Here is a 23,707-nt window from a genome sequence, read left to right as displayed (position 1 = left end):
GAGTTTATAGTAAATTAGTTTGTAGGGCAAATGATCTTTAATTCACATATCTCTCATAAATTAAAAGGGTGCGTTATGCGTAAACTTCTTTCAATCTTTTCGTTCGTGCTGCTGTATGTCACTATGGCTTTCGGGCAGGCAGCGGTGGACATCCCGTTCACAGGAACAGATGGATCAACGACGATCTCAATTTGGGCAGGTTTGGACCTTGCTGCAACTGATTGTCTCGATCCTGCTCTTGGTGAAAGTGATCTCCCACCATTCCCTCCTCCTGGTGTATTTGACATTAGATTTGATCTGTCACCAGCTTGTCCAACCTTATCATCGTTAAGGGATTACCGTCCAGTTGTTGGATTTCCGTTTACAGGAACCAAACAACATACGTTGTGGTGGCAGGTAACTACACCAGGTGCATCAGCTATTAATTTGACTTATAATTTACCAACTGGTGCGTCATTTACAATAGTTGATAACATTACAGGTACCTTACTAAATCTTGGACCATTTACTGGCAGTGGAGTTGCTGTAATACCGGCTTCATATACTGCTTTCGGTACTAAGGCGTATTTGAATATGACTTATACCAATATAGGTGGCGTGGCAGAGCCGGGATTCGGAATTGCACCACCAAGCTTAAGCTTTGGTAACGTAGAAGTTGGTTCAAGTTCTATGTTACAGGCAACTGTTACAAACACTGGAACTGCTCCACTTGTAATTTCTAATATTGTTTCTTCAGATGGGCAGTTTACATTCACACCGAATGCATTCCCGATTAACGTTGCACCGGGTGCAAATCAGGTATTTGATGTAACATTTACACCAGCAGCAGTTGGTGCATATACTGCTAACTTAACATTCACACACAATGCAACTGGTTCACCTTCCGTTTATGCATTGTCAGGTGATGGAACACCTCCAGGATTAGTTGACCTTGAAAACTCATTTTCTGGTACTGACGGAACTACAACAATTTCACTTTGGAATGGATTGGATCCGTCTGCAACAGATTGTATCGATCCTGCACTTGGTGAAAGTGATCTTCCACCATTTCCACCTCCAGGTGTATTTGATATAAGATTTGATCTCTCACCAACATGTCCAACGTTGTCATCACTTAGAGATTATCGTTTTGCTGCTGACCCGAATACATTCAATGGAACAATACAACATACATTATGGTGGCAGGTAAGTGCAGCAGGAGTGCCAATTAATTTGACTTATAATTTGCACCCCAATGCAACAATGACAATTGTTGATAATATAACCGGTACATTACTAAACTTAGGTCCTTTCACAGGAAGTGGTGTTGCAGTTATTCCAGGTTCTTATACTGCATTCGGTACAAAAGCTTATATGAATATAGTGTATGCCACAGGACCAATTTTAGAACCAATATTCAACGTTACACCTGCATCATTGAATTTTGGTAATGTTAATCAGGGTACAACCAGAAATTTGAATGTTACTGTTAGCAACACAGGTACTGCTAACCTTAATATATCAAGTGCTGCAATTGCTGCAACAGAATATTCAGTTACTCCAACAACTGCTACAATAGTACCAGGTGGTAACCAAGTATTTACTGTTACATTTTCAGCACCAATGGTAATTGGAACATATACTGGCACATTGGTATTTACTGATAATGCTGCTGGTTCACCACATAGTGTTGCTTTAACCGGTAACTCAATTGTTCCTCCACCGGTTTTTGGATTAGTCTTTGAGCAGGATACTGTGCTAAGGCTGGAAGATAATTTCTATATGGATAAAATGCAGCTCATGGCAACAACTTCAAAAATACAATCATTGCAATTTAGATTGTACACCAACCAGGCAATTGATGATAACACAATCCTAACATTCCAGGCAATCGAAAAAGGTCCAGATGTTGCATCAGCAGATTGGATCCTGGACTATAACGTATTCCGTGGACCAATTCAGGGTAATGGTGCATCTGAAGATGTGGTTTATGTACTATTGTATAATCTGAATCAGAATAATGGATTGCTTCCTGGAAGTTACACAGATTTGTTACATGTAAAATATCGTGTAGCAGATTTACCTGCATTACAGGATAGTGTAAAATCATCTTTCTTAATTCAGAATGCAGAAGCTAGTACTTTTGAAGGATTTCCGGTTGATATAACACCTTCAGAAAATGAACTGGTTGTATTAGCAAAGAACAGAGTATCATCACTTGGTGATGTAAACGGTGATGGATGCCTTGACATTCTCGATCTGATTATGGTTGTTGACCATATCGTTGGTCGTGACTCATTGAATGCTGCAGAGTTTGCAAGAGCAGACATAGCTCCTTGGGTTCCAGGTAATGCACTTCCCGATCCGGATGGTTTTGTAAACGTTCAGGATCTGTCATTAATCCAGAACATCATCCTTACCGGATTTTTCCCGGATGGAACTCCAGTTGGTCCTTGCTCATACGCAATACTTCCAAAGGTGGAGGGTCAAGCAGAAGCTACACTTAATGTCTATATAACTCCTGATGGAATTACTGTCTACCTGGATTCACAGGTTGGAATCCGAGGCGCTCAGATGGAATTCGGAAGTGTAGTTGACAATGTAGGAAATCTTGCTATCAATACAGATTTGGGTCAAGGATATTACCTGCAGGTTGAAGATATACTAAGAACGTTAATGTATGACAGGTTAGGACAAAGATATATCGAGCCAGGATTACACTTTATGGCTGATATGCCTTTCACTATTTCTAACTACAACGATCTTACACTCGATAAACTGATATTGGTAGATATGAACGTTCAGAGAGTAATGAACATCGAAGTAAATATAATCCACCAGGCTCCACCATTACCACTGGATTATATACTCTATCAGAACTATCCGAATCCGTTTAACCCGAACACAACAGTTAAATTCCAGGTACCACAAACCAGTGATGTTACAATTAAGATATATGATATGCTAGGTCAGGAAGTTAGGACCTTATTCACAGGTCAGGTATTAAGAGGAAATTATACAGTTAATTGGGATGGTTTGAGCAATACAGGACAGCAGATGAGTTCAGGCAGTTACATTTACAGAATGGTTGCCGGTGAATTTGTTCAGTCCAAAAAGATGACTTATGTAAAATAATTTGATTTAATGGAGAGCCTCGTTTAATTACGGGGCTCATTTATTCAATCATCAGAAAAATTAAATCAGAAGGAAATTATTTAAAAAATTTGTTAATTTGCCGATGAATTTTTTAATAGTGTTTAGGAAATGTTTTTTCAAAAAGTTTGTAAATAGAAAAAGTATAGTTTGTTTTAATCTCATAAATTAAAAGATTCATTAATAAGTTATCTTGATTATGAGATTAAAAGAGGCTAATATTAGATAGTAACTTTAATTAACTAATAATTATTCACCAAACGGAGAGGCATGTAATGCACAAACTCTTTTCAATTTTGTTTTTAGTAATATTTTATTCAACTTTAAATTTCGGTCAAGCTACCGTTACCATTCCATTCTCATGTACTGATGGAACAAACGTATATGAGCTTCGTATTGGTTTGGACCCTACTGCAACTAACTGTATCGATCCATCATTAGGTGAAAGTGATCTTCCACCATTTCCTCCGCCGGGAGTTTTTGATATCAGATTTGATTTATCACCTTACGGATGCCCTGCTTTATCAGTCTGGTATGATTTCAGAAATGCAACTGTATTTCCGTACTCCGGTTCTCTGGAACATATGCTTTGGTGGCAGGTAACCACACCTGGTGTTTCAGCTATTAATATAACTTATAATCTTCCACCTGATCAATCAATGACGATTGTAGATAATATCACAGGGACGTTATTGAATCTCGGTCCTTTTTTTGGAAGTGGAGTAGCAGTTATTCCTGCTAGTTATACTTCTTTCGGTACAAAAGCAAAGCTAACCATAACTTATGTTAACATTCCAGTTGAACTTACATCGTTTACCGGTAATGTTATACAGGATGGTGTTATGTTAAACTGGTCAACTGCTACTGAGTTAAATAATCAGGGATTTGAAATTGAAAGATCAACTGCTCAGCAAAGCTGGCAAAAAATAGGTTATGTTCCTGGATTTGGAACAACAACAGAACCAAAATCATATTCATTTCTTGATGAAAATGTTTCTAACGGAACATACACGTACAGATTGAGACAAATTGATTTTGATGGATCAGCAAACTATTCACCTGAAGTTATGGTTGAAGTTGATATGACTCCAAGTGATTTTGGATTATCCCAGAATTATCCGAATCCATTTAACCCATCAACTACTATTCAATTCCAGGTTCCGAAAGCAAGTGATGTATCTATTGTAGTTTATGATATGCTTGGTAAAGAAGTAAAATCATTATTTGCATCTCAGGTTCAGCCCGGAAAATATTCAGTTGAGTGGAATGGAACTAACAATGCTGGTATGAAAGTAACATCAGGAATGTATATATACAGAATGACAGCCGGTGATTTTATAAATGTCAAGGAAATGGTACTCTTAAAGTAATTTGATAAAATTAAAAGCCCTGCGGCAAAATTGCAGGGCTTTTTTGTTTTAAAAGATAATACGGTGATTTAGCATTCATCCGATATCGATAGTTGTGATAGTTTTTTTTATCTGAAAATATTAATGTATTTCAATTCCAGGTAAGAAAAATTTCCGCCTTCCTGGAATTATTTAAGGAGTTTCAGTATTAGCGTATGAATACTGAGCCAAACAAATGCTGTGCAAAAATAATTTTTTTTTCTGTAAAGGGAGTGTAGCATTCATTATAACAAATGCAATGTTATTCTCTAATAATGCTCTTTACTGCTATCTTATTAATTGTAGAGTATTAATTAACCTATATGCTGAGGGCGAGATATGAAGAGTGGAATCTGCATCACAATAATTTCTGTTATTTTATTGTTATGCAAAACTTCGGTAGCGCAGGATACATCTGACAATGAAAAAATTTGGTCAATTGTCAGGATGGAAACTGTTACCCAAAAAGAAAATAATCAGCAAAGTAACTGGAGACCAGTTCCCCCTGTGGATATGATTTATGATTTCACATCAATCATTACTGTAGGACCAAACTTCAGACCGAAACCAGGTACAAATACCACTCAATCTGAGTTGAGTGTTGATGTTCATCCTTCAAATAATAACAAAGTATTTTGTTCTTCCAATGCTACAGATTGGCCTGTTACTACACTTTATGGTACAGGTGTTTACTGGACTACAAATGGTGGTACAAACTGGACCGGTTATGATAATCCGCCCTTCGGTTCTAATTCTGGTGATCCTGTCTCTGTAATTGGTTCTGATGGCAGATTGTACGAAAACTACATCAACAATGCCTATGGACAAAGTGTTGCTGTATCAACAAATAACGGCGCTAACTGGACTACACATACAGTTGCACCAAATCCCGGGCAGCTCGCAGATAAAAATCACTATATGGTCGATAAAAAATCTGGTAGTCCTTATCTAAATAGATCATATTGTGTGTGGACAGATTTTGGCGGAGCTTCTGATGGCGAAGTTAATTTACGATACTCAACTAATTTTGGTGTGAATTGGAGTTCTTCAATAAATATTTCAGGAACGCTCACGCCGCTTGGAAGTGCTTTTGCCCAAGGTGCTAATGTTCAAACAGGACCAAACGGGGAAGTATATGTTACTTATGCAATCTATGATGCAAATTGGACTGATGGAGAAGATGCGATAGGATTTTCAAAGTCAACTAATGGAGGTACTACGTGGACGCACCTTCGTGCATATCAAAATGTTAACTTTGGAATTAGAGGTTACTTGTCGAGTAAGAATGATATCAGAGTTTCTTCTTTTCCTTCAATGAGTGTTGACAGATCCGGCGGACCTAATAACGGATATATATATATTACATGGGCTCAGAGAGGAGTTTCACCTGCTGGGAGTGATCCCGATATTGTGCTGATCAGATCTACAAATGGTGGTGCAAATTGGTCGGTTCCAATTCGTGTTAATAACGATCCTCTTAATAATGGTAAAGATCAGTATTATCCATGGTGTACTGTTGATCAGGCAACCGGACAATTAATGCTTGTATTTTATGATAGTCGGGCTGTTGTTAATAGTCAGGCAGAAGTATTTATGGCCAGATCAGAAAATGGGGGAGTATCCTTTGAGAATTTCAAAGTCAGTAATCAGGCACATACTCCATCACCTATTCCAGGTTTAGCTGGTGGTTATGCAGGCGATTATATTGGTGTTGCGGCTTACAATAATGTCGCATACCCATTTTGGGCAGATAACAGAACGGGAAATTATCAAGGTTGGATGAGTAAAGTAACATTTAGCGAACCTGTTGCTGACCCAACAAACGTGTCAGCTGCTGCTATTAATGGTTCACAAATAAATGTATCATTCACACCAAACTCAAATAGCAACAACGTAGTTATCGTTTCGAATTTAACTGGATCATTTACTACTCCTTCAGGTCCTCCGCCAGCAATCGGTCAGGCTTTCGCTGGAGGAACATTAATATATAATGGTATAACTTCTCCTGTAAATCATACTGGTTTAATCCAGCTAACAACTTATTATTACAAAGCTTTTTCCTACGATGGATCAAACTATTCTACGGGCATAGTAACCAATGCTACAACGTTATCAGCACTTGACTTCGGAGTAAACATATTAGTATTTGATAATTGTATGAATCAGGTTCCATTGGAATTTGGGACAGCACCAGGCGCAACGGATTGTTATGACGTTGGATTAGATGTATCAGCACCGCCTCCTCCTCCGGCAGGAGCTTTCGACGGAAGATTTCTCAGTTGCAGCGAACATTGGTTCACAGATATCCGGGCAACAAATACATCCTCAGAAAGAATCTGGTCATTACTATACACACCAGCCAGTGACTGTTCACCAGCAAGCATAAGCTGGAATCCAGCACAGCTTCCGGCAGCAGGATATTTTCATCTGGTAGATCCGATAAACGGAAATATGGTAAACGTAAATATGAGAACAACAAATCATTATACAGACGTGATAGGTTTGGGTCATCTTCAGATAAAATACAACTACCAGATATGTAATAATTATAATATAATCAACGGATGGAATCTGTTGAGTCTTCCAATAGATGTAATTAACCACAACTATCTGTCATTGTTTCCAACGGCAATATCCGGGACTTTGTATGGATATGCGGGTTCATATTATACAACAGAGAATATATTGAATGGAATGGGTTATTGGTTGAAGTTTCCATCGACACAGATAAGTCAGGTATGTGGAACAGACAGAACGGAGAGTATATTAAGTCTGAACACAGGCTGGAATATAATAGGAGGACCGAACTGCAACGTGCCGTTGAGCAGTGTGAGTGATCCGGGAGGAATAATAGTACCGGGGACATTGTATGGATACACAGGGAGTTACGTAAATGCAAGTTCGATAGATATAACGAAAGGATACTGGATAAAGGCAAGCGGACCGGGGACGATAACAATAAGCTGCATCAATGTAGTGATGAAAGAAAATGATGAATTAGAAAAAATAACAGAAAACACAAAAGAATTCAGTCAGATAGAAATAACGGACAGAGAGAACAACACGCAGAGGTTGTACTTTAACGGAAAACTGACAGGTGGAATAGGAAGTGAAAGTTATAGTCTGCCTCCAGTACCGCCAGCAGGAGCGTTTGATGCAAGACTGGAAGACGATTACAGGTTAACAGAAAATGAAGAAGCAGAAATAAAGATACAGGCGAGAGAATATCCGGTAAGAATAAAAATTACAAACCTGAAGAATGGGGTAGAATATAGATTGGTAGAGATAGTGAATGGAGAGGAAGCAGGAAGTCACAGAGTAATAGATGGCGAAGAAATAATAATAAATAATGAATCAGTCAATAAGCTGAAGATAGAGAAAGAAGGAGAAATACCGGAAGCATATAGTTTAGAACAAAACTATCCGAATCCATTTAATCCATCCACGACAATAAAGTTTGATTTGCCTGAAGCATCGGAAGTAACTTTGACAATTTACAACACATTGGGACAGAAGGTAGATGAAATAGTAAACACAACATTGGAAGCAGGAAGATACAGCTACCAGTGGAAAGCAACTGACATTGCAAGCGGTATTTATATTTATGAATTAAGAGCGAACAAATTTATTTCATTTAAGAAAATGATATTAATTAAATAAATAATAATCAAATAGTATTTAATCATAATTAAAAAAGAAATTGGAGAATATTATGGGGTACAAAATAGTTTTACAGTATGCTTTCATTTTTATATCAGCATTGATTTTATTTCAGGGAAATTCCTTCGCTCAACTTTCAGGAACTAAAACAATCCCTGGTGACTATGCAACAATCGAAGCTGCAATAAATGCTTTAGATACACTTGGTGTTGGTTCAGGTGGAGTAACATTTAATGTTGCCGCAGGACATATAGAAACATTTACAAGTTCAACTTCAGGATTGATTACCGCAACGGGGACACAATCTAATCCAATTATTTTTCAAAAAAGCGGTGCTGGTGCTAACCCGGTTATTACTGCAGGTACAGGAACTGGTTCTCTTGATGGTATCATTGTAATTGCAGGTGGAGATTATATAACTTTTGATGGGATAAATATTTCTGATAATCCGGCTAACATAGATGATATCACAAGGATGGAGTGGGGATATGCTTTATTGAAGAAGAACTCAACTGCACCAATTGATGGCTGCTACGTTGTTTCAATTAAAAATTCAACTATCACATTAAATAAATCAAACACAGCAACCTGGGGAATATATGGAGCCAATCATACTGCTTCATCATCGACTGGTCTTACTCTTACCGATACGCTTGATGTAATGAGTTACTGTAAGTTTGATAATAATACAATTGATGCCTATAACGGAATTAGAATTATAAGTTCATCCACTACTGCCTACTTTGGAAAAGGAAATGAAATAGGTGTAATCGCTGGTAACTATATTCTCGCCTATGGTAATGGGTCAACAACTGCTTATGGGATGAATATTGAATATCAGAACAATCTGAAAATTGCACAAAATTCTGTTAACGGTGGTGGTGCATCACATACCGGGTTATTATATGGAATACGTACCGGAAGCGGAACTAATTCGAATGTGGATATTTATAATAATAGTGTGACAGTAACCCAAGGCGGTACGAGTCTTATATACGCTATTGTAAATTCAATGGGAAGTTCCGGTGTTGATAACCGGGTAAACATTTACAACAACACCGTTGAAAATTGTTTGTATTCGGGTTCTTCGAGTAATAGTTTCTGGATGATTTACAATTTGGCAAGCGCATATAATGTTAACATATATGGTAACAGATGCAGGAACAATGTAAAAGCTGCTGGCTCAGGTCCGATGCATTGTATTTATAATAGCCCAACTACCGCATCGTTGAATACATATATATACAATAATAAAATTTATAATAATTCCTCAGCCGGACCAATCAATGGTATTCACAGTACAGATGGTACCAACGTTTATATTTATGGAAATGAAATTTACAATTTAACAACTACAAGTTCGACAGGTTCAGTAGCATCAGGAATTTTAATTCCTTCCGGACCCGAAAACACTTATATCTACAATAATTTTATTTCGGATATAAAAGCTCCTAACGGTTCTGATGTAAATGTAGTAAGAGGTATTAACATAACCAGTACAACTGCAAATTCAAAAATTGGTTTGTATTATAATACTATTTTCCTTAATGCTGCAGGCACCGGGAATTTTGGCTCTTCTGGTATCTATCATTCCAATAGCACTAACCCAACAACTGCAACACTTGATATGAGAGACAATATTGTTGTTAATCTTTCAACAGCAAGCGGAACGGGAAAAACAGTTGCGTTCAGAAGAAGTGCCGCGAATGTTAATCTCAATAATTATTCTACAGTATCTAATAATAATTGTTTTTACTCAGGAATACCGAGCGCATCAAATGTTATCTTTTTTGACGGAACGAACTTTGATCAAACTATTGATGATTTCAAAATTCGCGTTGCACCAAGAGAATCAAGCTCAATTACAGAAAATGTTCCTTTCGTAAATGTTTCGTCAACTCCTTATAATTTACATGTTCAGACAAGTGTTGCTACACAAACAGAAAGCGGCGGAACTCCGGTGACTTCTCCAGTAAATATTAGTATCGATTATGATAGCGATACGAGAAATATTTCTACTCCTGATATTGGCGCAGATGAATTCAATGGTATTTCAATTGATATTACTGCTCCATCAATTATATATACTTTGCTCGACCCCACCACATCAACAGCAAACAGAACCTTAACAAACGTTGCTATAAATGATCAGAGTGGTGTTAATGTAACTCCGGGGTTTGCACCAAGAATTTATTTCAGAAGAACTACAGATAATAATACTTATGTTGATAATACACCTTCCACAAACGGATGGAAGTATGTAGAAACTGCAAACACATCATCTCCTTTTGAATTTACAATTAATTATTCATTACTCTTTGGCGGAACTGGTGTAGTGATGGGAGATGTAATTCAATATTTTGTCGTTGCACAGGATAATGCTTCACCTGTGAATGTTGCAATTAATTCAGGAGATTTTTCGTCTCCACCATTATCTGTTAATTTGACTCCGTCTGCTTTTCCAATTACCGGAACTATTAATTCATATTATATAATTACAATATTATCAGGAACAGTTACGGTAGGAACTGGTGGCGATTATACTTCGTTGAGCGGGCAAGAAGGTTTATTCAATGCGTTCAACGGAAATATTGTTGCTGGTAATGTAACTGTAGAGGTCATTAGTGATCTTACAGAAACCGGCGAAGTTCCGCTTAATCAATGGACTGAACAGGGTGCTGGTAATTATACTCTAACTATCCGACCAAATGCAGCAGTGAATAGAACTATTTCCGGAACTTTCAAAGGTGGGCTTTTCCGATTAACTGGTGCAGACCGCGTAACGATTGATGGACGTTATAACAGTTCTGGTAATTATCTGACATTTATTAATAATAAAGACACAAATAATACAGCCACTTTTCAGTTGATTAGTTTGGGTGCTGGTCAAGGCTGTTCAGATATTACAATAAGGAATTGTAACATAAAAGCTGGAATCAATAGTGTTGCAAACGTGTTTGGAATATTTGGCGGAAGTTCAACTGGTTCATTAAGTACAGGAAACGCTGGCGGTGCTGACTTTGATAATATTTCAATCATTGAAAACAAGATTTATAATACTCGAAACGGTGTATGGATAAGGGGAACATCTTCGGATCAAATGACTAATTTATTAGTATCCGGGAATATTATTGGTGCTGATCTTGTAAGTGAATCGATAACCGAATATGGGATATATATCGGTTATGTCAATGCACCTCAGGTAATCAACAATGAAGTATATAATATGTTTTTTGATGGAAGTAAATGGCCTATCTATTTTGTTGCAAATGTCAACAACGCTGTCGTAAGTAAAAACAAAATTCATTCTATAAAGCAGCCCGGTACGACGGGATATAATTCTACGGGAATTTATTTTTCATCCGGAACTAATTGTTTTGATAATCAGATCGATAATAATATGATTTATGATTTAAGTACCTATGGCAATACTTCGATGTATTTATATGGAATCAGAATCGCCGGAGGAAGTAATTATAAAATTTATTATAACTCAGTCAGCATCACTGATACTGTTGCAAATCCAGCAGCCAATTTACCCTCAGCTTGTTTATATATTTCCACAGCAGCAATAAATATAGATATCAGGAATAATATTTTCCTGAATACAAGAGTTGGTAATACTCCGAAGAACTATGCGATTCATTCACCAAATACCACAACATTCCAGAACATAAATTATAATGATTACTGGACAACAGGAAGTGTGATTGGTTACTTTGGTGCTGATGTTGCAAACTTGAATGATTGGCGAACTGCTATAGGACAAGATTTGAATAGTATTTCAGATGATCCACATTTCACAAGTGAAACTAATCTACACATTAACCCATCATTCAGTACCGTCTGCGATATTGGTGTTCCAATTGCAGGAGTGACTACAGATATTGATGGTGATGTAAGAAGTGTAACAACTCCTGATATTGGAGCAGATGAATACAACTGCGGAACTTCCACTTTCCAACTTTCAGTCAATGTATCCGATGGTTGGAACATGGTATCAGTACCTGGAACAAATCCGGATGGAATGGGAGTAGCAAATTGGTGGCCCGGAAGAGTTGGAGACGTTTATAAATATGCAGGCGGTTATCAAACAATAACTACAGCAACACCAGGTGTAGGATACTGGATGAAGAATAACGGAGCTCAGACTTATAATACAGGAGATGAATGGCCAGCAGGTGGATTGCAGGTAGTTGCACACACACCGCTAACAGGAGCTATCGGCTGGAATATGATTGGTGGCTATGAGATAGCAGCAACAGCATCATTAGTAACAACCGTACCATCAGGACTACAGAGTGGACCAATCTATAAATACTCAGGTGGATATTCAGCAGCAGCAACAATAGATCCTGGATTTGGTTACTGGATAAAGTTGACAGGCGCAGGACAGATAATCATACCAGAATCGTTTGCTAAAGACAGCAAACCAGTAGAATACTTCCCTGAGAATTGGGGAAGAATAGTGATAACAGATGCAGCAGGAGTGAGCTACACACTGTATGCAGTAAATGGACAGGTTGACTTAAGTCAGTATGAATTACCACCAGCACCACCAACAGGAATGTATGACTTCAGATACACGAGTGGAAGAATAGCCGAAGACCTGAGCAGCTCAGTGAAGACAATTGAGATGAGCGGAGTAGTATATCCATTGACAGTAAGAGTAGAGGGAATGGATATCAGGTTGATGGATGAGAGTGGCAAGAAGCTGAATGAAAATCTGAAGGATGGAGAATCAATAGAAATCAGTGAAACAACGATAGAGAAGCTGATGGTATCGGGAGAACTGTTACCAACAGTATATTCACTTGAACAGAACTATCCGAATCCATTCAACCCAAGCACGATGATCGAGTTCTCGTTGCCTGAGATGGCAAATGTAAAACTAAGTATCTACAATGCATTGGGAGAAAAGGTAGCAGAACTAGTCAACACAACATTGCAAGCCGGAAAATATCAATACAACTGGAATGTCTCGCAAAGCGGGATAGCAACAGGAATGTATATCTATGAATTAAGGACAGATAATTTTGTATCAGTTAAGAAAATGTTACTATTGAAGTAAAAAATAATATAGGTAGAATATTTTAAAAATATCGATTAAGTTTTATTGAAATTAGTTAGTTAGAAATTGTATTTAAATATTTAGTAATTAAATAAATGCATATAGATTGCTTATAGATTGAACAAATGAATGATATGAATGTTAAAATAGGATTTTGGCCCACACTAAATAATTTATTAATAAACCTTAAAATAACGGAGGCGATATGCAAGAGATTTATCATCTCATTTGGCCGAACTAAGCTTTACAGATACAATTTTTTTTGAGCACTGTAAAGCACAATTTAATTAACTAATTTATAAACTAATATTCTATTGGAGGGCTCTAATGAAAAATTCTCTTTATTTACAAATTTTTGTATTTGCCATTTTAGTTGCCTTAATGGGTAGCTTTGATAATTATGGACAGGATATGAAATCGAAAGATATTCATTTTAAACTGCATAAAGATTCTAAAGAAACAACTACAACTCAAACTGATGAATCAATGCTAGCTGATCCGTTACCCATTATTGCAAATTTTGAAAATGGTCTTTTTCCACCTACTGGCTGGACTAGAAATGGTACCGCGATATGGACTAATGATAATACTGTAAGTGGTTATGGTATGGGAACATGGTCAGGTGTAGCAGATTTTTATAGTACACCAACGGGTACTGATAATCTTTTAACTGTTGAATTTATTTCGGCAGGAGCTAGCAATCTTGCTTTATCGTTTGATTGGGCGTATGCAACTTATATAGATGATCCTGATGAATTGGATATCTACTATTCAACAAATGCCGGAACTACATGGACATTACTTCTTGCTATGCCTGGTGGACTTAATGGAATATTGAATCCCTTCCATTTAGCACAGTCAACTCCTTATTATCCTGCCGCTAATCAGTGGTCTACTAAGCGATTAGCGTTACCAGCAGGTACAAACATGATTAGATTTTCTGCAGTATCAGGATATGGTAATCTGTGCTGGCTTGATAATATTAAAATTGCTGATATGTTTATTGATAATTTTGAAACTTATATAGCTGACTCAACGTTAGCTTGTCAAGCTCCAACTGTCTGGACAACTTGGTCAAACGCTCCGTGCGGAACTGAAGATGCCGTTGTATCAACTGCCTACGCGTATGGTGGTTCAACTAAATCTGTCAGAATAGATAACGTTCCTCCAAGAGATGTTGACCTGGTAAAAACTTTAGGAAATAAAACTACCGGTAAATGGTATATTAACTTCTTTATGTATATCCCGGCAGGCAAGAGTGGTTACTTCAATACATTAGCAAGTCCGCCGCTTCCTGATCCACCTGGTGCGGATTGGGGTATGGAAGTTTATTTCGATCAAGGTGGTGGTGGCAGATTAGCAAATGTACCAAGTGGACCTATTAATTTTACATGGTACGAAGGACAATGGCATCAGGTCATGGTAGTTGTTGATTTTGAACAAACACCAACTCTTGCTGAATTTTGGTTTGGAAAAGTTGGTCAGATGGCACAATTATATACCTGGGATTGGACACAAGGTGCAACTATCACTGATCAACTTGGTGGTAACGATTTCTTTGGTGCAACACTTAATGATCAAATGTATATTGATGACTACTACTTTAGTAATGCACCACCACCAATCCAGCAGTTAGCCAACGATGCAGGAATGGTATCAATCGATATGAATTATCAATATGGTCCGGGTACTGTAGTTCCAATTGCTACAGTAAAGAATTATGGAACCGCTACTAACACTTTCGATGTTCAAATGACAATAACAGGTGGATATTCATCCACAAAGACAGTTACCGGTTTAGCTGGTGGATCAACACAACAAGTTACATTTGATAATTGGAATGTTTCTACAATTGGTCCTTACACTGTAAATGTTTGTACACAACTTGGTACCGATCCAAACGCGGATAACAATTGTCAAACTCAGGGAGTGCAAATCTGGGATCCGAATGGTGATTGGACGGCTGGTGCTGACTATCCTATTACTACCTATAACGGTATAGGTGTTGAATATAACGATGGTTCCACTGATTGGCTATTCGTAATGGGCGGCAATACTACATCAACTTTAGGAACTGAATGCTATAAATATAATGTAAGTGCAAATACGTGGACCGCAATTGCATCATTACCGGCCAAACGATTAATTACAGCAGGAGCCTGCGTTGGGAACTTCATCTATGTCATCGGTGGTTCTGATGGAACCACATATCAAAATACTGTTTACCGATATGATATTGCCGGTAATAGCTGGTCAACTGTTGCTGCATTACCAAAGTTAATCGGTTGGTGTAGGGCTGTTAGTTATGGCACTAACTATATCTATCTTGCAGGTGGAGTTGAAGCAGGAACAACTTATTTATCAGATGTTTACCTATATGATGTTTCAGCAAATACATGGACAGCAGCCAGTTCGCTGCCGCTTCCTGTGTTCGGTGGTGGATTTGCATTAGTGGGCAATACTCTTGTTTATGCAGCTGGAGCTTATGAAGCCGGTATATCAAATGCCGTTGTTGTGGGTACCATCAATACTGGTAATCCACTTCAAATCACCTGGGTGACAATGGATAATACATATCCGGGTATCGGTCAGGAAGTAAGTGATTCTTACAATGCGAACCTGATTGCCGAAATGCTATATCCACAGTCAGGCTCGAATCAAAATCGTTTAACTGATGCAATGGTTTGGCCAGCAGGTGCAATTTACAGAACATTTGCTCATACCTGGGGCAGTGATGCAATTATAATGGGTGGAGGTACTCCTACCTCGAATTACTCAGCAGCAACTCCTGGTCCTTGCTATATTTATAAAATTTCCACAGATACCTGGGTTGCTCAGGAAAATATGACAGTTCCAGTGGGCGCGCATCAGTCAGGTACATTCCACACCGGGAATATCTGGAAATATATTATAGCTTCAGGTTTTGGTGTTTCTGCACCAGAGGCTGAAACTCAAATTTATACTCAAACATTGTCTGCGAATACTTTTCAGCTATCAATAAACTTATTAAATGGCTGGAATATGGTATCAGTACCGGGAACAAATCCGAATGGAATGGGAGTAGCAAATTGGTGGCCCGGAAGAGTTGGTGATGTTTATAAATATGCTGGCGGTTATCAAACAATAACCACAGCAACACCAGGAGTAGGATACTGGATGAAAAATAACGGAGCTCAGACTTATAACACAGGAGATGAATGGCCAGCAGGTGGATTGCAAGTAGTTGCACACACACCGCTAACAGGAGCTATCGGCTGGAATATGATCGGTGGCTATGAGATAGCAGCAACAGCATCATTAGTAACAACAGTTCCAGCAGGACTTCAGAGTGGTCCGATCTATAAATATGCAGGTGGATATTCAGCAGCAGCAACAATAGATCCGGGATTTGGTTACTGGATAAAGTTGACAGGATCAGGACAGATAATCATACCAGAGACAATGTCAAAGGAAAGCAAACCAGTAGAATACTTCCCTGAGAACTGGGGAAGAATAGTGATAACAGATGCAGCAGGAGTGAGCTACACACTGTATGCAGTAAATGGACAGGTTGACTTAAGTCAGTATGAATTACCACCAGCACCACCAACAGGAATGTATGACTTCAGATACACGAGTGGAAGAATAGCCGAAGACCTGAGCAGCTCAGTAAAGACGATTGAGATGAGCGGAGTAGTATATCCATTAACAGTAAGAGTAGAGGGAATGGATATCAGGTTGATGGATGAGAGTGGCAAGAAGCTGAATGAAAATCTGAAGGATGGAGAATCAATAGAAATCAGTGAAACAACGATAGAGAAGCTGATGGTATCGGGAGAACTGTTACCAACAGTATATTCACTTGAACAGAACTATCCGAATCCATTCAACCCAAGCACAATGATCGAGTTCTCGTTGCCGGAGATGGCAAATGTAAAACTAAGTATCTACAATGCATTGGGAGAAAAGGTAGCAGAACTTGTAAACACATCACTGCAAGCCGGAAAATATCAATACAACTGGAATGCAAGTGGAGTGGCAACAGGAATGTATATCTATGAATTGAGAACAGATAATTTTGTATCAGTGAAGAAGATGTTGTTGTTGAAGTAATTAGTGTTGAATTCAAAGGCGGTCTTAAGTAGACCGCCTTTATTAAACTATAAACTAATTTTTTTCTAATATTATTAAATAGTTTTAGAAATAAGACATTGAACAATCAAGTTCATTCTTAAATAATGAAATAATTATTTGCGGAGGGATTAACAAATTAATTTAATTACTGACTTTTACATTAATAGATTTGCCTGAAACAATATTGATATATTGAAACCACTGATGGAACAATTGACATCAGTTAAAATTTTTATAACAATTTTCTCTGATAATAATGTGGCACAAAAAAGATACAGTAAAACAATACTGTTGATTCATCTAATTCAGTAGTTTCAATATGTTAATGAACAAAATAAACTTGTTGAGATCGGGTAAAACAATCAATTTAATGTAAACAGGCTTAAATAAAATTCATTAAACTAATTCAGACGATATCATTTTATAGATAGCAATTCTTAAGTTAGATAATGCTAAAAACTATACCAACAATTTATAAGGAGATGCAATATGAAATTATTTGTTACATTTTTTATTTTATTAATTAGTTCATCAATTGTAAATGGACAAGAGTTAATGAGGAATCCGGGATTCGAAAATGCTGATCATTTTGAATTCTGGTCAGCTGATGTTACTGTAACCGGTGCATCAGTTGAGCCTGTTAATACTCAGGCTCATTCCGGAGTTTGGAGTGTGGAAATTAAATCTGGAACTACTCCCGTTGGAGACCGAACCCGATTGATGCAGGCATTGTTAACTCCCCAAAATAATATTAATTATAAAATGACAATTTGGATAAAAGGAAATATTACAGCGGATAATTTTTTGGGAGTTTATGGATTGAGTGGCATCGACGAAGTTGCTCTTGGTATTGATTCACTGAATAATACAGCATTAGCTGATCCTGATAGCGGAAGAATAATAATTACTCAAGTTGCATTTCAAAACTGGACCAGAATAAATTATTTTTTCAATTCCGGTCAAAATTTTACTGGATACCTGCTAAAATTTGACGAAGCTGCTGATGGAAATTCAGCTACGGTGTATCTGGATGATTTCTCGATCTTACCAGTTCCGGGACAGGCAACTGTTCAGGTAACAACTCCAAATGGAGGTGAAGCATGGTTTGTTAATAGCCAGCAGAATATTATATGGTCGAGTCAGAATATTACCGATGTGAATATAGATTATTCAACTAATAATGGTGGTCTCTGGATCAATGTTGCCTCATCAATTCCTGCAGCAAGCGGAAGTTATAGCTGGACATTACCAAACACTCCATCAACTGAATGTCTTGTACGTATTAGTGATGCAAGTCTCCCCTCAAGATTTGATGTCAGTGATAGCAATTTTACAATAGTACCTTTGATCACTGTTACCGCTCCAAATGGAGGTGAAAACTGGTTGGCTACTAGCCAGCATAATATTACCTGGGCAAGTCAAAGTATTACTAATGTAAATATTGAATATTCAATGGATAATGGTACTAACTGGATAAGTATCATATCATCATTTCCTGCATCAGGTGGGAGCTATAACTGGACATTACCAAGCACGCCGTCAACTCAATGTTTGGTGCGTATTAGTGATACAAGTAATCCACTATTATATGATGTTAGTGATAACGTATTCACCATTGTTCCTTTGGTGACTGTTAATGTTCCAAACGGTGGTGAAAACTGGATTGAAAATAGCCAACATAACATAACATGGTCAAGTCAGACAATTGCAAATGTCAAGATTGAGTATTCAACAGATAACGGCACTAGCTGGATAAGTATTGTGGCATCAATACCCGCTTCTGGTGGTAGTTATAACTGGACAGTACCAAGTACACCTTCAACACAATGTTTGGTTCGTATCAGTGATGCGAGTAACTCAGCCATTTATGATTTGAGCAATGCACCATTTACAATATCAGCCTCTAATCCAACCATAACAGTAACCGTTCCAAATGGCGGTGAAATCTGGGAAGGTAATACAAATCATCTTATTAGATGGACAAGGCAGGAGGTTAGTGTGGTTAAAATTGAATATTCAACAAACAATGGAAGTACTTGGATTGTTGTCATTGCTGCCAGACCAGCAGCCTTTGGGAGTTATAATTGGACAGTCCCAAACACTCCATCAACACAATGCCTGGTACGTATCAGTGATACAAGCAATACTTCTGTAAATGACATCAGTGATAGTACATTTACTATTGAGCAATCGGTTTCAGTTGAAGATTTGAGGTCTGAGATACCGGATGAATACAACTTATATCAATGCTATCCGAATCCATTCAACCCAAGCACAATGATCGAGTTCTCTTTGCCGGAGATGGCAAATGTAAAACTCTCGATCTACAATGCATTGGGAGAAAAGGTAGCAGAACTTGTAAACACATCACTGCAAGCCGGAAAATATCAATACAACTGGAATGTCCCGCAAAGCGGGATAGCAACAGGAATGTATATCTATGAATTGAGAACAGATAATTTTGTATCAGTGAAGAAGATGTTGTTGTTGAAGTAAAAAATAATATAGGTAGAATATTTTAAAAATAACGATTAAGTTTTTTTGAAATTAGTTAGTTAGAAATTGTATTTAAATATTTAGTAATCAAATAAATGCATATAGATTGCTTATAGATTGAACAAATGAATGATATGAATGTTAAAATTGGATTTTGGCCCACACTAAATAATTTATTAATAAACCTTAAAATTAACGGAGGCGATATGCAAGAGATTTATCATCTCATTTGGCCGAACTAAGCTTTACAGTACAATTTTTTTGAGCACTGTAAAGCACAATTTAATTAACTAATTTATAAACTAATATATATAGTGGTTACCTGATTTAATCGGGATGGATAAATTAAATAGAATTTTTTAATACAAATTTTCAGTGTAATAAGTGGAATCTATTAACTTAAAATTAAATAATAATTTAGGAGGTCTTATGTTGTTCAGATTATACTTTTTATCGATTTCCTTCATAATTGGGATCCTGGTTTGCTCTTCAGTTTATGCTCAAGAGTCTTCTTTAAGGGATGTTTACGAAGGAAAATATTTAAATCAAAAAATACCAGCTGGTCAAAATGTACCACTGCCATACTCACCAGACCTGGCAGTGCTTTACGATAACGGTCCATTAGTCACACATCCTGGCGGTGGTTCTGGTGGAGCAGATGCAAGTGCTTTGCAAACTACATTGGGACTTGGCACTTATGGTTTTGGTCAACAAATAAGTGCGGGTAATACAGTTGCTGATGATTTTACCGTACCTGTTGGTGGTTGGCAGGTTGGAGAAATTCAGTTCTTTACTTATCAAACCGGCTCAACAACAGCATCCACTATTAATGATGTACGTGTGCAAATCTGGAATGGTGCACCTAATGCAGGAGGCACTGTTATTTTTGGTGATTTAACTACTAACCGATTAAGTGAAACAAGCTGGACAAATATTTATAGAGTATTAGATACGCAATTGTCTAATACACAACGTCCTGTCATGAGAGTAGTAGTTCGCTTTACACCAGCACTTAATCTAGCTGCTGGTACTTATTGGGTAGAATGGCAATGCGGTGGAACGCTGGCTTCAGGACCTTGGGCAGCACCCGTTTCGATTCTTGGTGCAACAGGAAAACCCGGAGCGAACGCTTTGCAAAAAACAACCACTGGTTGGGCTGCAATTGTTGATGCTACTTTCCCTCAGGATTTACCATTCGTAATCTATGATCCATCCGTTGTGAATGATGTCGGAACATTATCAGTGGATGTTGCTTCTTCATATCAGCCAGGACTTGTTACACCAAAAGCAACGGTAAAAAACTTTGGAACAACAACACAAACTTTTAATGTTCAGATGACAATTACCGGTGGATATTCTTCAACTAAATCAGTTACCAGTCTTGCGCCGGGTGTTTCTCAGCAAGTGACTTTTGATAATTGGAATGCAACTCTCGGCGAATATGTTGTAAACGTATGCACACAGTTAGCTGGAGATGCAAATGCATCGAATGATTGCTTATCCAAAAATGTTGGTGTATATAGCGGAGCCTGGACTTCTGGTGCCAATTTTCCAACAACTACCTATCTGGGAAGTGGTGTTGGTACAAACGGGGCTTTATATAGCTTTGGTGGAAATACATCTTCGCTTCTGGGAACAGAGTGTTACAAATATGATGTCTCTGCCAATACCTGGTCTCCGATAGCTTCATTACCTGCAGGTAGAAGAGTACATACAACTGCTGTAGTTGGTAATTTTATTTATGCGATTGGCGGTTCTGATATGGCAAGTGTTTATCAATCCACTGTATATAGATATGATATATCTGGAAATAGCTGGTCAACTGTTGCACCTTTACCAGTTGCACTCGGTTGGGTTAAAGCCGTTGGCTATAATAATAGTAAAATATATGTTGCTGGTGGAGTTGCTACAGGAGATGTGGTAGTATCTACAGTATATGTTTATGATGTTGGTACTGATACCTGGGCTACAGCTACATCAATGCCTTCTGCGAGATTTGGTGGTGCATTTTCGGTAACTGGTAACAAATTGGTTTACGTTGGTGGTGCAGATTTAACATTAATTAATAATACCGTATATGTCGGAACAATCGATGGCGGAAATCCAGCACTTATAACCTGGACTACTATGGATAATCCTTATCCGGGTGTAAACAATTTATCTCATTCAGTTTCATTTCAAAACTTAACCGAAACTGTTGTGAGTGAATTAAAACCTGAAGAAATTTTAGAAGCAGCTGCTTATCCTCCGGGAGCTATGTATAGATTTGATGCTGCCCCCTGGGGAACCGATGGAATTATTGTAGCAAGTGGAAGTCCATCAGCAAACTGGGTTCCGGCAGATCCTAATCCATGCTACGTTTACAAACCAGCTACTGATACTTGGACTAAAAGAGCCGATGTTCCAATTCCGGTTCTTGGTGCCTCACTTGGTACTGTAAATAATGGCTCAGTATGGAAACTTATTGTTGCCTCTGGTTTAACTTTAGCTTCAATTGACACTAATGCAACTCAAATATGGACTGATAATTTAGGCGGTGCATCAACCTTCCAGTTATCTATAAACTTATTAAATGGCTGGAATATGGTATCAGTACCGGGAACAAATCCGAATGGAATGGGAGTAGCAAATTGGTGGCCCGGAAGAGTTGGTGATGTTTATAAATATGCTGGCGGTTATCAAACAATAACCACAGCAACACCAGGAGTAGGATACTGGATGAAAAATAACGGAGCTCAGACTTATAACACAGGAGATGAATGGCCAGCAGGTGGATTACAAGTAGTTGCACACACACCATTAACAGGAGCCATCGGCTGGAATATGATTGGTGGCTATGAGATAGCAGCAACAGCATCATTAGTAACAACAGTTCCAGCAGGACTACAGAGTGGACCGATCTATAAATATGCAGGTGGATATTCAGCAGCAGCAACAATAGATCCAGGATTTGGTTACTGGATAAAGTTGACAGGATCAGGACAGATAATCATACCAGAGACAATGTCAAAGGAAAGCAAACCAGTAGAATACTTCCCTGAGAACTGGGGAAGAATAGTGATAACAGATGCAGCAGGAGTGAGCTACACACTGTATGCAGTAAATGGACAGGTTGACTTAAGTCAGTATGAATTACCACCAGCACCACCAACAGGAATGTATGACTTCAGATATGAGAGTGGAAGAATAGCCGAAGATTTGAGCAGCTCAGTGAAGACAATCGAGATGAGCGGAGTAGTATATCCATTGACAGTAAGAGTAGAGGGAATGGATATCAGGTTGATGGATGAGAGCGGCAAGAAGCTGAATGAAAATCTGAAGGATGGAGAATCAATAGAAATAAGTGAATCAACAATAGAGAAACTGATGGTATCGGGAGAACTGTTACCGACAGTATATTCACTTGAACAGAACTATCCAAATCCATTCAACCCAAGCACGATGATCGAGTTCTCGTTGCCTGAGATGGCAAATGTAAAACTTAGTATTTACAATGCATTGGGAGAAAAGGTAGCAGAACTAGTCAACACATCATTGCAAGCCGGAAAATATCAATACAACTGGAATGCAAGTGGAGTGGCAACAGGAATGTATATCTATGAATTGAGAACGGATAATTTTGTATCAGTGAAGAAGATGCTTTTACTTAAATAAGATCTTATAAAATGAGGTGGTCTTTGAAAGACCACCTCCATTTATCCGAATAAAGAAAAGTGTTTGCGGTCATAAACTTGATTATATTAATTCTTAATTCGTTTGTGAGGAATATTTATTAATCACAAACTAAACAATCAATATTTAATGGTTTAAGAAAATAATTTGCTTTGTAAAATATTTTTTTAACTTA

7 protein-coding genes are annotated in these 23,707 nt (G+C 37.8%); all 7 read left to right on the top strand.

Annotated elements, in window-relative coordinates:
* Positions 1-75 precede the first annotated feature (75 nt).
* The 7 genes from HND39_15905 to HND39_15875 all read left to right on the top strand — a co-directional run bounded on the left by HND39_15905 (position 76) and on the right by HND39_15875 (position 23,514).
* The gene (locus tag HND39_15905) at positions 76-3,114 is read left to right on the top strand and encodes a choice-of-anchor D domain-containing protein (protein QKJ97640.1); all 3,039 of its coding nucleotides are present in this window, start codon (positions 76-78) and stop codon (positions 3,112-3,114) included.
* Positions 3,115-3,407: 293 nt separating this feature from the next.
* Entirely contained in the window at positions 3,408-4,502 is a 1,095-nt protein-coding gene (locus HND39_15900) for a T9SS type A sorting domain-containing protein (GenBank protein ID QKJ97639.1), read from the top strand.
* A gap of 357 nt (positions 4,503-4,859) precedes the next feature.
* The gene (locus tag HND39_15895; protein ID QKJ97638.1) at positions 4,860-8,180 is read left to right on the top strand and encodes a T9SS type A sorting domain-containing protein; all 3,321 of its coding nucleotides are present in this window, start codon (positions 4,860-4,862) and stop codon (positions 8,178-8,180) included.
* Positions 8,181-8,232: 52 nt separating this feature from the next.
* A complete protein-coding gene (locus tag HND39_15890; protein QKJ97637.1) occupies positions 8,233-13,251 on the top strand; it encodes a T9SS type A sorting domain-containing protein in 5,019 nt (1,672 codons plus the stop codon).
* Between the two features lie 327 nt (positions 13,252-13,578).
* Entirely contained in the window at positions 13,579-17,343 is a 3,765-nt protein-coding gene (locus HND39_15885; GenBank protein ID QKJ97636.1) for a T9SS type A sorting domain-containing protein, read from the top strand.
* A 510-nt stretch (positions 17,344-17,853) separates the two neighbouring features.
* The gene (locus HND39_15880) at positions 17,854-19,860 is read left to right on the top strand and encodes a T9SS type A sorting domain-containing protein (protein ID QKJ97635.1); all 2,007 of its coding nucleotides are present in this window, start codon (positions 17,854-17,856) and stop codon (positions 19,858-19,860) included.
* A 429-nt stretch (positions 19,861-20,289) separates the two neighbouring features.
* Positions 20,290-23,514 carry a T9SS type A sorting domain-containing protein gene (locus HND39_15875; GenBank protein QKJ97634.1) on the top strand — a complete coding sequence of 1,075 codons (3,225 nt, stop codon included), beginning with the start codon at positions 20,290-20,292 and terminating at the stop codon, positions 23,512-23,514.
* Positions 23,515-23,707: the final 193 nt, after the last annotated feature.

This window comes from Ignavibacteriota bacterium (genome assembly GCA_013285405.1).
Taxonomy (GTDB): domain Bacteria; phylum Bacteroidota; class Ignavibacteria; order Ignavibacteriales; family Ignavibacteriaceae; genus IGN2.
Note: the sequence above shows the minus strand (reverse complement) of the source record. Positions and strands in the feature narration are given on the sequence as shown.